General features: G+C 71.8%; 12 protein-coding genes. 6 read left to right on the top strand and 6 right to left on the bottom strand.

Annotated elements, in window-relative coordinates; translation table 11 throughout:
• Nucleotides 1–22: 22 nt before the first annotated feature.
• Entirely contained in the window at nt 23–2,050 is a 2,028-nt protein-coding gene (gene pknB, locus ABD289_RS07940) for a Stk1 family PASTA domain-containing Ser/Thr kinase (RefSeq protein WP_344128290.1), read from the bottom strand.
• A gap of 148 nt (nt 2,051–2,198) precedes the next feature.
• On the opposite strand from pknB, the gene ABD289_RS07945 reads away from it, so the two are divergent.
• A complete protein-coding gene (locus tag ABD289_RS07945; RefSeq protein WP_344129166.1) occupies nt 2,199–2,564 on the top strand; it encodes an Rv2175c family DNA-binding protein in 366 nt (121 codons plus the stop codon).
• Nucleotides 2,565–2,819: 255 nt separating this feature from the next.
• Here the strand turns inward: ABD289_RS07945 and ABD289_RS07950 are convergent, their stop codons facing one another.
• From ABD289_RS07950 to ABD289_RS07960, 3 genes are all read right to left on the bottom strand, one after another.
• Nucleotides 2,820–3,239 (bottom strand): PPOX class F420-dependent oxidoreductase, encoded by a 420-nt coding sequence (locus ABD289_RS07950; protein WP_344128292.1) that lies wholly within the window; start codon nt 3,237–3,239, stop codon nt 2,820–2,822.
• Nucleotides 3,240–3,353: 114 nt separating this feature from the next.
• Nucleotides 3,354–4,844, bottom strand: a complete 1,491-nt coding sequence (crtI, locus tag ABD289_RS07955) for a phytoene desaturase family protein (protein WP_344128294.1) — start codon at nt 4,842–4,844, stop codon at nt 3,354–3,356.
• 4 nt (nt 4,845–4,848) lie between these two features.
• Complete coding sequence (locus tag ABD289_RS07960) at nt 4,849–5,976, bottom strand: polyprenyl synthetase family protein (RefSeq protein WP_344128296.1); 1,128 nt, start codon at nt 5,974–5,976, stop codon at nt 4,849–4,851.
• Nucleotides 5,977–6,283: 307 nt separating this feature from the next.
• On the opposite strand from ABD289_RS07960, the gene ABD289_RS07965 reads away from it, so the two are divergent.
• Entirely contained in the window at nt 6,284–7,183 is a 900-nt protein-coding gene (locus tag ABD289_RS07965; RefSeq protein ID WP_344128299.1) for a methylenetetrahydrofolate reductase, read from the top strand.
• Here ABD289_RS07965 and ABD289_RS07970 read toward each other — a convergent pair.
• Nucleotides 7,142–7,780, bottom strand: a complete 639-nt coding sequence (locus ABD289_RS07970; protein WP_344128301.1) for a DUF3153 domain-containing protein — start codon at nt 7,778–7,780, stop codon at nt 7,142–7,144. The two genes, ABD289_RS07965 and ABD289_RS07970, sit on opposite strands and share 42 nt — an antisense overlap.
• 126 nt (nt 7,781–7,906) lie before the next feature.
• On the opposite strand from ABD289_RS07970, the gene ABD289_RS07975 reads away from it, so the two are divergent.
• Entirely contained in the window at nt 7,907–9,589 is a 1,683-nt protein-coding gene (locus ABD289_RS07975) for a DUF885 domain-containing protein (protein ID WP_344128303.1), read from the top strand.
• Between the two features lie 59 nt (nt 9,590–9,648).
• On the opposite strand, the gene ABD289_RS07980 is transcribed toward ABD289_RS07975, so the two are convergent.
• Nucleotides 9,649–10,209, bottom strand: a complete 561-nt coding sequence (locus ABD289_RS07980; protein ID WP_344128305.1) for a GNAT family N-acetyltransferase — start codon at nt 10,207–10,209, stop codon at nt 9,649–9,651.
• 243 nt (nt 10,210–10,452) lie between these two features.
• Between ABD289_RS07980 and ABD289_RS07985 the strand changes: the two genes are divergently transcribed.
• From ABD289_RS07985 to ABD289_RS07995, 3 genes are all read left to right on the top strand, one after another.
• The gene (locus ABD289_RS07985) at nt 10,453–10,914 is read left to right on the top strand and encodes an SAV_6107 family HEPN domain-containing protein (RefSeq protein WP_344128307.1); all 462 of its coding nucleotides are present in this window, start codon (nt 10,453–10,455) and stop codon (nt 10,912–10,914) included.
• Nucleotides 10,911–11,681, top strand: a complete 771-nt coding sequence (locus ABD289_RS07990) for a maleylpyruvate isomerase N-terminal domain-containing protein (protein WP_344128309.1) — start codon at nt 10,911–10,913, stop codon at nt 11,679–11,681. Before ABD289_RS07985 ends, ABD289_RS07990 begins: the two co-directional genes overlap by 4 nt.
• Nucleotides 11,682–11,759: 78 nt before the next feature.
• Nucleotides 11,760–12,278, top strand: a complete 519-nt coding sequence (locus ABD289_RS07995) for a GNAT family N-acetyltransferase (protein ID WP_344128311.1) — start codon at nt 11,760–11,762, stop codon at nt 12,276–12,278.
• The last annotated feature ends 1 nt before the right edge of the window (nt 12,279 follow it).

Below are 12,279 nucleotides of genomic sequence, written 5' to 3' on the forward strand. Positions count from 1 at the left end.
GCCCGCGACCTGGAACAGGTTCTCAGAAGGCGGTCACATGGATCGCCGAGCCGGGCTTAACGCGGCTGCCCGTCGTCGGGTACTGGCCGAAGATGACCATGCCGTCCCGCTGGAACAGCGACTTCACGTCCAGCTTCAGGCCGAGCTGCGCGACCTGCTGCTCGGCTTGGGAGACCGGCACCCCGTTGAGGCTGGGCACCGGCACCGCGTTGGACGTCACCACGCCGACCCGGGGCTTGCCGACCAGCTTGACCTCCTCGCCGATGGCGGGATCGGTGCTGATCACGTGCCCGGCGTCGATCTCGGCGTCGAACTGCTGACCCGCGTCCTGCGGGGCGAAGCCGGCGTTGCGCAGCGTGGCGAAGGCCTCTTCGCGGCTCATCCCGCGCACGTCGGGGATCTGCACCGGCTCCGGACCCTTGCTGACGATCAGCTGGACGTCGGAGCTGATGTTCAGCCGCGCTCCGGCCGCCGGTTCGGTCCGGACCACGCTGCCCTCGGGAACCTGCGGGTGGTACTCGTCGGCGGAACCGTCGTGCACCGGCTTGAGCCGCGCGTTGCGGATCTCGTTCTGCGCCTGGGACAGCGAGGTGCCCGGGTCGATCTCCGGCACGGCCGGCTTGCCCAGCGAGACCACCAGCTCGACCGCGCTGCCGTTGCGGGCCGTCGCGCCCTCCTCCGGGTCCACGCTGAGCACGATGCCCTCGGGCACGTCGTTGTCGTTCTCCCGCGAGATGTTGGCCTCGAGCCCGGCGCCTTCGAGGTTCTGCTGCGCCTGCGCCTCGGACAGGCCCACCACGTTGGGCACCGTGCTGGTGCTGCCCAGCCCGAGCCAGAACGCGGCGCCACCGACCAGAGCTGCCAGCACCAGCACCACCGTCGTCCACAGCGCCACCTTGCGGCGGCCGCGGCGGCGCTCCGGCTCGAATCCGGGTTCCGGGTGCGGCGGCGGAGGGGTCTCGTAGTCCTGCCCGGTGGCGGGGCGCGCCAGCGCGCGGGTGTGCTGGCGCGGCGCGGGCGCGTCGGCTCGGGTCGGCTGCGGCGGTTGCGCGGCCTCGATCCGGGTGGGTTGGGCGCGCACCGGGCCGAACTGCTCGGTCTCGGGCTCGTCGTCGGTGACCGGTGGCAGCGTCGCGGTGCGCGCCTCGGAGCTGGGCACCGGAACCGCGACCGGGGCGATGCCCAGGTCGGTGCGCACCTGCTGGACCTCGGCCAGGAAGGATTCCGCGTCGGCGGGACGCTGCTGCGGATCGCGGCGGGTGGCGCGCAGCACGAGGGCGTCGATCGCCGCCGGGACCTCGACCGCGTGGCTCGGTGGCGGGACGTCGTTGTTGACGTGCTGGTAGGCCACCGACATCGCGGTGTCGCCGGTGTACGGCGGCCTGCCGGTGAGCATCTCGTAGGCGATGATGCCCGCGGCGTAGACATCGGTGCTCGCGTCGGCGGCACCGGTGGTGACCTGCTCGGGGGACAGGTAGGCGACGGTGCCGAGGATGACGCTGCCGCTGGTGGTGCCCGCCTCGGCCGCCGCGCGGACCAGGCCGAAGTCGGCGACCTTGACCGAGCCGTCGTTGCCGATGAGCACGTTCTCCGGCTTGACGTCGCGGTGCACCATGCCTGCCCGGTGCGCCACGGTCAGCGCCGACAGCACGGGTTGCAGCACGCTCAGCACCATGGCCAGCGGCAGCGGCCCGCCCCGGTCCAAGATCAGATCGCGCAGCGTGCAGCCTTCGACCAGCTCCATGACCAGGTAGACGTGGTCGGCGTTCGAGCCGTGGTCCACGCCCTGGTCGAAGACCGCGACGATGTCGTTGTGGTGCAGCTTCGCCGCCGAGCGGGCCTCCCGCTCGAAGCGTTCCACGAAGGAGCGGTCGCCGGAGTAGCGCTCGTCCATCACCTTCAGCGCCACCGGACGTTCCAGCCGGGTGTCCATGCCGCGGTAGACCGTGGACATCCCGCCGCGCGCGATGAGCGAGTCGACCCGGTAGCGCCCCTCGAGCAGGGAGCCGACGAGGCCGTTGCCACGTCCCTGCTGCGTCTCCGATGTCATGCGCTGGCTAACCCCCGGGTCTGGTTCCTGCGTCGATTGTCGCAGGTTCCGCACCGACGGCGGGTCGAGGTGGGGATGGCGACATTGATCATGAACATAACCCGTGCGGTGCACAGCGCCACGCTCAGTCGTGTGGCAGGCTGTCGGTGTGGTTGCTATCCCTGCTGCCCCGGATGTGCTCGCTCCCGATGTGGAGGTTATCCCGCTGCCCGATGTGGCGAAGCTCCTCGGACGGTCGGCGACCCGGGTGCACCAAATGATTCGCGATGGTCAACTGCTCGCCCTCAAGCGCAATGCTGAGCTGGGCGTGCCGAGTGCGTTCTTCGCCGGAGAAGGGATCGTCAAGGGTCTGCCCGGAACGATCACCTTGCTCCGGGACGCCGGATACCAGGAGGACGAGATCCTCCGCTGGCTGTTCACCGAGGACGAAACCCTCCCGGGTTCCCCGATAGAGAACCTCCGCGGTGATCGGGGCCGAGAGGTCAAACGAAGGGCCCAAGCCATGGGCTTCTAGGAACTGCCGAGCAGCGCGGCGGAGCCGCGTTTCAAGTGTGGGACTCGGCTCGCACCACCGCGGGTCCTGAGCGGCCTCGTGGCGAGCACGCCGCGACGCCGTGCATTGGCATGCATCAGGAGTGGCGCGCGGCGTCCGCGGAGCCGCTCAGGACGCGCTGCTCGCACCGCCACGCAAAGCAGTTCCGAACAGGGCATGGGCAGCACGGGCGGGTTCTCCGGAATGGAGGAGAGCCCGCCCGTCCTCCCGAGGGGCTCAACCCGGCTGGTCGTTGTCCTTCAACGCGCCCCAGCCGTGCCAGCGGTCGATCTCGATGAACGCGCTGACCCGAGGGTTGTCGCGGTTGGGGTACTGCTGGCCGATGTAGTGCTTGGCGACCTTGTCGATGTCGGCCAGGCCCTCGTCGTCGCGGAACTCCGTGACGCGGCCGACCACCGTGACGTGGGTGTACCAGTCGGCGGAGTCCATCACGCTGAGCGTCACGCGCGGGTCGTTGCGCATGTGCTTGAGGCGCACCCGCCCGGCATCCAGGTTCACCAGCACGCGGCCGTCGTCCCACATGTACCAGGTGGGGGTGGAAACCGGCGTGCCGTCCTTGCGCAGCGTCGTGATCACCGACGGGTTGGCCTTGCGCAGCATCTCGATGGCATCGGACGGCAGCGGCGGCTTGGACATGGCGAACTCCTCGAACGTGGTCGTGTCGATCCGGCGGGGCGGCGGGTCACCCGGCGAGGAGCATCATCACCACTCGCGACCCGGGGTGCCAGCCGAGCCACGCCACCGGCGACGCTACTCCGCGACGATCTTGCGCGCTCGTCCCGACCCGGTGATCCGCTGCGCGGCGAGCTTGCCCGACACCAGCACCGGCGGCACCCCGACGCCGGGAGTCGTGCCCGAGCCCGCGAGCACCACGTTTTCCAGGCCGCGGACCATGTTGCGCGGCCGGAACGGGCCCGTCTGCGCGAAGGTGTGCGCGGCGGAGAACGGGGTCCCCTCCGCATGGCCTCGCGCTGCCCAGTCCAGGGGAGTGACCAGCCGTTCGGCCGTGACGGACTCCTCGAAACCGGTGAACCCGCGGCGTTGCAGCACCCCGACCAGCTCGTCGCGGTAGGCCGGGCCGATGCGCTGCCAGTCCAGCGGTCCGGTGGCCAGGTTCGGGCACGGCGCCAGCACGTAGTGCAGCTCGCGCCCGGCGGGCGCCAGCGAGGGATCCGTCGCGGTCGGTCGGGTGACCAGCAGCGACGGGTCGGTCATCGGGCGCCCGTCGCGGATGATCTCGGTGAAGGTGTCCTGCCAGGCCGCGCCGAAGGAGATCGTGTGGTGCGCGTCCGACCAGCTGCGGGTGGTGCCCGCGTGCAGCACCACGGCGGACGGGGACCAGCGCAGTTCGCGGCGCGGGCGCAGCCCCAGCAACCGGTGCACCACCGGCAGGTCCGGGGTCAGCACGACCGCGTCGGCGTCGATGCGCTCGTGCTCGGTGCGCACCGCGGTGATCCGGTCGCCGCTGCGTTCCAGCTCGGTGACCTCCGCGCCGTAGCGGAACCGCACTCCCGCCTCAGCGGCGGCGCCGGCGAGCGCGCGGGGCACGGCGTGCATGCCGCCGCGCGGGAACCACACGCCGCCGATGGTGTCCATGTAGGAGATCACCGCGTACAGCGCCAGCGCCCGGCGCGGGTCGAGTCCCGCGTAGAGGGCCTGGAAGGAGAACACCCGGCGCAGCCGCTCGTCGCGCAGGAAACGGCCGATCGCGGGCCCCAGCCTGCCGAATCCGCCCAGCGCGACCAGCCTGGCGAGCTCGGGGGAGACCAGGTCCAGCGGGGAATCGAAGTTGGCGTCGATGAACCGGTGCATCTCGGCCCGGTACATCCTGGTCAGCCAATCCCGGAGGCGCCGGTACCCGGCGGCCTCGGCCGGGCCCGCGAAGTCGCGGACCTCCTGCTCCATCGCAGCACCGTCGGTGTGCACGTCCAGCGCCGACCCGTCGGCGAACCGCGCCCGATAGGCCGGGTGCAGCGCGATCAGATCGAGTCGCTCGCGGATCGACGAACCCACCGCGCCCAGCGCCTCGTCGACCAGTTCCGGCATGGTCAGCACCGTGGGCCCGGTGTCGACGCGGTAGCCGTCGAACTCGTCCAGCCCGGCGCGCCCGCCGGGCACCTCGGCCCGCTCCACGACGGTCACCCGCCGCCCGGACCCGGCCAGGTGCAGCGCGGCGGACAGCCCGGCCAGTCCCGCGCCGACGACCACCACGTGATCGGTGCGCCCGGAAACGGTGCGCATCTCGTCAGTGCGTGCGGTCGGTGACCGCCACGGCCAGTTCCGCCAGCCGCGAGGCGGCCGGTTCGTCCAGGCCCGCCGCGTGCAGCGCCAGCATGGCCGAGCTGGTCAGCTCCGCGATGCGCTTGTCCACCGACGTGGCGGCACCGAGGGACTCCAGCACCTCGCGAGCCCGCGCGACCCGCTCCTCGTCCAGATCGGGGTCGCCGAGCACGTCGTGCAGCAGCTGCAGCGAGGCGTCGTCGCCGCGTTCCCGGGCGGTCGCGACCGCCTCGGCGATCAGCACCGTGCGCTTGCCCTCGCGCAGGTCGTCGCCTGCGGGCTTGCCGGTGACCTCCGGGTCGCCGAACACGCCGAGCAGGTCGTCGCGCAGCTGGAAGGCCACCCCGATGTCGGTTCCGAAGCGGTGCAGCGCGGCCAGCGCCTCCTGGCTCGCGCCCGCGATCTGCGCGCCCAGCTCGAGGGGGCGCTGCACCGAGTAGGACGCGGACTTGAGCCGGCAGATCTGCAGCGCGGCCTCGGGGGTCTCGTCGCCGCGGACCTGCCCCAGGACGTCCAGGTACTGGCCGGACAGCACCTCGGTGCGCATCGCGCGCCACGGGTGCAGCGCGCGGGTCATCGCCTCGGCGCTGATGCCGGAGCTGTGCAGCATGTCGTCGGACCAGGCCAGCGCCAGGTCGCCGAGCAGCACGGCGGCGGCCATGCCGAAGCGGGCGCCGTCGCCGGAGTAGGAGTTCTCCCGGTGCAGACGCTCGAAGCGGCGGTGCACGGTCGGTTTGCCCCGTCGGGTGTCGGACTCGTCGATGAGGTCGTCGTGCACCAGCGCGCAGGCCTGCAACAGCTCGAGCGCGCTGGCCGCGTGCAGCATGTTCGCGGCCTCCGGCCCCTGCGCCGCGCCGCCGCAGGCGCGCCAGCCCCACCAGGCGAAGGTCGGGCGGATGCGCTTGCCGCCGCCGAGCACGAAGTCGCCGAGCTGATCGGCCGTCTCGCCGACCACCGGGTCGAGTTCGGCGGCTTCGCGGCGCCGGGTCTGCAGGTAGTCGCTCAGCGTCTGCTGGACTTTCCCCGGGAGGTCCTTCTCGAAGTCGGCGTCGCCGTCGAGCGTTCGCACGGTCGCCGGATGAATGGGAGCCACGCCTCCATCCTGCGCGATGCGCTCTCACCCGTTCGTGCGGGGCCTTCCAGAGCCCGCTGCGTTCCCGGGGGAACCCGCCGCCGGTACCACGGGCGCCTCGGGAGTTCACTCGTTTCTCCTGTTCATGGTCGTGCGCGTGCCCGACGTGCCGGACGTCGCGAATCGGGACGAGCCTTGCGGGGCGTCGTCCGGCGGGCCGCTGCACCGGTATGCGCACGTCGCGGACCCCGGATCCCGACGGCGTCCGAGGTTCGCAACCGCACCCGAGGCGCACCACGAACCGAAACCTCTCCTTATTCTGTTGGGCATGACTACGGTGCTGGACCGGCTGCGCGCCGGGGAGACGGGATTCTCGGTGGAGTTCTTCCCGCCGCGCGACGACGAGGAGGAGCGCATCCTCTGGCGCGCGGTGCGAGAACTGGAACCGCTGGATCCGGCGTTCGTGTCGGTCACCTACGGCGCGGGCGGTTCCAGCCGGGAACGCACCGTGCGCACCACCGGGCGCATCGCCCGCGAGACCACCCTGACGCCGATGGCGCACCTGACCGCGGTGGATCACTCGGTGGCCGAGCTGCGCAACGTCGTCGGCAGCTACGCGGCGGCCGGCGTGCGCAACGTGCTCGCGGTGCGCGGCGATCCGCCCGGCGACCCCACCGGTCCGTGGCTACCGCACCCGGCCGGCCTCACCTACGCCTCGGAGCTCGTGGACCTGGTGCGCGGGCTCGGCGACTTCTGCGTCGGCGTGGCGGCCTTCCCGCACGGGCACCCGCGCTCGAGCGACCCGGAGACCGACGCCGACCACCTGGTGCGCAAGATCGAGGCCGGAGCCGGTTTCGCGATCGCGCAGCTGTTCCTGGAGCCGGAGTACTTCCTGCGGCTGCGCGACCGGATGGCCGCGCGCGGCTGCGACGCGCCGCTGCTGCCGGGCGTCATGCCGATCACGACCCCGAGGGTGCTGTCGAAGTTCGGGGAGCTCGCCGGGGTGGAGATCCCGCCATCGGTCGCCGACCGGCTGCGGCCGCTGGCCGACGATCCGGCGGCCTTCCGCGCCGCCGGGGTCGAGCTGGTCACCGGCTGGTGCGAGCGGCTCATCGCGGAGGGCGTTCCGGCGCTGCACTTCTACTCGCTCAACCGGTCCAAGGCGACCCGCGAGGTGGTCACCTCGCTAGGCCTTGATCGGCGGCCTGCTGCGCAGGTGGGTGCGTAGCGCCAGCAGCCCCACCAGCAATGCGGTCAGCGCCGTGAGACCACCGACCATCAAGACCCACAGCCACCAGCCGATCCCGCCGGCGCCGGAGAACTGGATGGCGGCGTTGAGCTGGGTGACCTCACCGGGTTCGAGGTCCCAGGTGACCGTGCCCGCGCTCTCGTCGCCGTTGCTGCGGGTGATCTCGCCCGGTGCGCTGATCTTGAGCTGGATGTCCGAGCCCGTCTCGGCGAGCGGTGTCAGGTCCGCCTCGCCGTCGAAGTAGACGATCGAGCCCTGCCGCCACAGCTTCAGGTGGTACCGCGAGTCGCTGGGGCTGAGCGCGCTCGCCAGCTCGCCGACCTCCTCGAACTCGAGATCCTTGAACGACACGTTCGCCCCGACGTTCTTGCCCTCGGCGTAGGGCTCGACCTGCACCCGTTCGGCCAGGTCCGGTGGCGGCCGCAGGTCGAACGGAACCTTGCCGTCGACGGTCTGGGTGGACACGACGATCTCTCCCGAGACGGTGTCCTCACCCGAGATCGTGAGCGCGGCGTTCACGTTGAGGCATCCACCGAGCAGCGCGACCAGCGCTGCGACCAGTACGACCAGCAGCATCCGACGCGATCTGTTCCCCACCACGCGTGGATGCTCGCACTGAATTCCGCCGTTCGCTGTCCGCGCCGATGCGGGCTCGGCGTCGTGATTCTCCCGCGCCCGCGCGGCCGCGCTAGCGTTGAACCCATGGGAGTTGACCACAACGAGGTTCACGCGATCAGCGATCGTTTCGTCGACGAGCTGGCCGCTCTCGACCCGATCTCCGCCACCTACCTGGGCGTGCCCGGTGGGGAGGAGGAACTGACCGACTACTCGCCGGGCGGGCACCGGGCGCGCGCCGAGCTCGCGCGCAGCAGCTACGAAGCCGTGCGGGCCGCCGAACCCTCCGACGAGTCCGAACGCGTTGCGAAAGCCGTGTTCACCGAGCGGGTCGGTCTCGATCTCGAGCTGCACGACATCGGCGCGGACATGTCCGCGCTGAACGTGATCGCCAGCCCGGTGCAGGAGCTGCGCCAGGTCTTCGACCTGATGCCGACCGAGACCGCCGAGGACTGGCGCACCATCGCCCGCAGGCTGGCGAAGATGCCGGCGGCCGTGCTGGGTCTGCGGGCCGGGCTGACGGCCGCGGCCGCCGAGGGCGACGTCTCCGCGCAGCGGCAGGTCCGCAAGGTCGCCGAGCAGTGCGACACCTGGTCCGGCCGCGGCGGGGACCGTTCGTTCTTCGCCTCGATGGTCGAGCGCGCCGGGGACGTCGACGACAGCCTGCGCCGCGAGCTGGACACCGCCGCGGAGAGCGCGGCCGAGGCCTACGCGGGACTGGCCGACTACCTGCGCGAGGAGCTGCTGCCCAGGGCGCCCGAGAAGGACGCCGTGGGCGAGGAGCGGTACCGGTTGTGGTCGCGGTTCTTCACCGGCGCGGACCTGGACCTGCAGGAGGCCTACGAGTGGGGCTGGCAGGAGTTCGCCGAGATCGAGGCGGAGATGAAGCGGGTCGCCGAGCGGATCAAGCCGGGTGCGACCCTCGCCGAGGCCGCCGAGCTGCTGGACAACGATCCGCGCTACGTGGTGCGCGGGCAGGCGGAGTTCGCCGAGTGGATGCAGCGGTTGTCCGACGGGGCGCTGGCCGATCTGCGCGGCACGCACTTCGACATCCCGGACGCGCTGATGAACCTGGAGTGCAAGATCGCCCCGCCCGGTGGCGGTGTCGGCGCCTACTACACCGGACCGACGGACGACTTCTCCCGGCCGGGCCGGATGTGGTGGTCGGTGCCCGCCGACCGGCGGGACTTCCCCACTTGGCGCGAAGTGTCCACCGTGTACCACGAGGGCGTGCCCGGTCATCACCTCCAGGTGGCCACGGCGGTGCACGAGTCCGAGCGGCTCAACAAGTTCCAGCGACTGGCCTGCTTCGTGTCCGGCCACGGCGAGGGCTGGGCGCTCTACGCCGAGCGGTTGATGCGCGAGCTTGGCTACCTGTCCGACGACGGCGACCTGCTCGGAATGCTCAACGACCAGCTGCTGCGCGCCGCCCGCGTGGTGGTCGACATCGGGATGCACCTCGAGCTGGAGATCCCGTCCGGTTTCGGGTTCCACGAGGGCGAGCGCTGGACGCCGGAACTGGGTCTGGAGTTCATGCTCGACCGCACGATCACCGACCCGGCCTGGGTGCGCGACGAGATCGACCGCTACCTCGGCTGGCCGGGCCAGGCCCCGTCCTACAAGCTCGGCGAGCGGTTGTGGCGGCAGGCCCGCGACGAGGTCCGCGCGCGGCAGGGTTCGGCGTTCGACCCGAAGGTCTTCCACACCAACGCCCTTCGGATGGGCTCGATGGGCCTGGACACCCTCCGCGAGCAGCTCGCCGTCGGGTGATTCGCGGATCTGCCGGGGCGCTCCGAGCGATCAGGGGCGGCCCCGGCAGGTCCCGCGCCTCACAGCGGCAGCGGGCGGCCCAGCACCGCGAACGGCCGCGGATCGCCGGTGAAGCGGTAGTTGCGCAGCACGTCGCCGAAACCGAGCCTGCGGTAGAGGTTCCAGGCGCGGGTCGGGCCCTCGGGCGTGGACAGCAGCACCTTGGCGCCCTGGGCGCCGTCGAGCAGGCGCCGCAGGATCCCCTCGCCGAGCCCGGCGCCCTGGCTGTCCGGGCGCACGTGCAGCTCGGTGAGCTCGAAGTAGTTGGTCAGCCAGCGGTCCGGGTCGCCGCCGGTGCTCAACAGCCCGCGGCGGACCTGCTCGTGCCACCACTGGCCGGGTACGCCGAGGTAGCCGTAACCGAGGCCGTCGAGCTCGCCGTCGTCGTTGAACGCTCCGATGCAGCGCCAGCCCGGCCGCAGCATGTGCGCCGACCACATCGGCGCCCGCTGCTGTGCCGTCGACGGCGGGTATCCCATCGCGGTCACGTAGATCCGCAGGGCCTCCGGAAGTCTTTCCCGCAGCTGCTCTGCGGTTAGTTCGACGATCCGGTCGCAACTGGGGGAGGGCGCAGCGGTCACGGTTCGAACGGTAACCCGTGCGGAGTGCGTGCGGATGCATCGCCCGTTCGTGTTGATCAACCGTGCAGCTCACGACTCGAACAGGTGAGCTACGACGCATCGCTTGAGTCGATCACCGCGCGGGGCTAATCTGAACTCGTTCGAACTCGAGTTCGATGAACGTCAGTTCGAACGGTGTCCCGGCGGTGGGGTAGGGGAAGTGCCCCGCCGCCGGGCACGGCCGACGAAGGAGGGGAGCGTGCGATGACCAGTCCCACCGAGCTGATCCCGTGGCCGCGGCATTCCGCCGACGACGAGCGCGCGGGCGATGGCCGCGAACGACCCACCCCCGAAGCCGATACCCCGGCAGGCGCCGTCTCGCTGCTGCTCGACGCGCGCAGCCGCCTGCACGAGGCCGCGGAAGCCGATCTCGCGGGAGAGCGGTTCATCGCCGCGCACATCGCCGCGCTGCGCGCCGCCTCCGCCGTCGTGGTGGCGCGCGCCGGGCAGCGCGAGGGCAAGCCGGCCAGCGTGTGGACGCTGCTCACCGATGCCGCGCCCGAGCTGCGGGAGTGGGCGGCCTACTTCGCCGCGCGCTCCGACCGCCGGGCGGTGGCCGAGGCGGGCGTGCCGATCACCACCGCTTCCGAGGCCGACGAACTGCTGGCGCGCAGCGAGCGGTTCCTCGGCATCGTGGGCAACAGCCTGCTGGGCGCGGCCCGATGAACGGCACGGAGCTGCGCCTCGGCCACGAGCGGATGCTGGAGCTGATCGGCAGCGAGGCGCAGCTGCTGACCGCGGCCACCCATGACGCGCACGCCGGCACGCCGGTGCGCGCCGCGTCCGGCCGCACGCTCGGGCAGACCGTCCGCTACCTGGGCGACCTGTGCGAGGACGTGCTGTGCTGGCTGGGATCTCCGGAGGCCGAACGTCGCTGGGGCCTGCCCGCGCACCCGGAACTCCCGGATCTGGTCGGGCGGTTCTCGGTGCGCCTGGCGGACCTGCTCGCCGAGTTCGCCTCCCGCCCGCCGGATTCCCGGTGCCCCACCTGGTGGCCGGAGGATCACACGGTGCGCTTCTGGGTGCGGCGGCTGCTGCACGCGATCACGGTGCATCGGATCGACGTGCAGGTGGCCGCCCATGTGCCGACGACGGCGATCGATCCCGAGGTCGCCACCGACGGAGTGGACGAGGTGCTGCGCGCCTGGTTCGGCTACCGGCTGCACGCCCTGGGCATCACGGCGACTCGATCCTGCTCGGTCGGCGTGCACGTGCCCGGCCGGAACTGGCTGGTCACCGCCGATTCCGAGGGCACCGCCGTGCTCGGGTCCGGGGACGTGGCGGCCACCACCCCGGACGCGGTGCTCGGCGGCGATCCGAGCGCGGTCTACCTCTGGATGTGGGGCCGCCTGCCAAATCGAGCGCTCGAGACCAGCGGCGACCCGGACGCCATCGCGCAGCTCTGGGGCCTGCTGCAGCTCGCGACGCGCTGATCTCGTCCCCGCTTCGCTCCGGGGCGGGGCGGCGGAAATTCGGTTGCCGCCCCGCCCCGGTCGATGGACGGTGGAGCAATGCTGATCCGGCGCGAAAGAGCCGCTGACGTCTCCTCGGTTCGCGCGGTGCACGCGGCCGCGTTCGCCGATCCCGAGCGGCCGGAGCGGGTTCCGGCCGAGGTGGGGCTGGTCGACGAGCTGCGCGCGGGCGATGCGTGGATTCCCGAGCTGTCCGTGGTCGCGCTGCGCGATGACGAGATCATCGGCCACGTGGTGTGCACGCGCGCCCACGTCGGCGATGTTCCCGCCCTCGCGCTCGGGCCGATCGGCGTTCTGCCGGGTCGGCAGGGACGTGGCACCGGGTCCGCGCTCATGCACGCCGTCCTCGGTGCCGCCGATGCTCTCGCCGAACCGCTGGTCGGCCTGCTCGGGCATCTCGACTACTACCCGCGCTTCGGCTTCGCGCCCGCGGCGCAGCACGGCATCACCCCGCCGGTGCCCGAGTGGGCGCCGCACTTCCAGGTTCGCCCGCTGACCAGCTACGACGCGTCGATCCGCGGCGAATTCGCCTACGCCGAGCCGTTCCTGGAGGTGTGAG

Origin of the sequence: Saccharopolyspora halophila, from assembly GCF_039531955.1 — a bacterium.
GTDB classification, from domain to species: Bacteria; Actinomycetota; Actinomycetes; order Mycobacteriales; family Pseudonocardiaceae; genus Saccharopolyspora; species Saccharopolyspora halophila.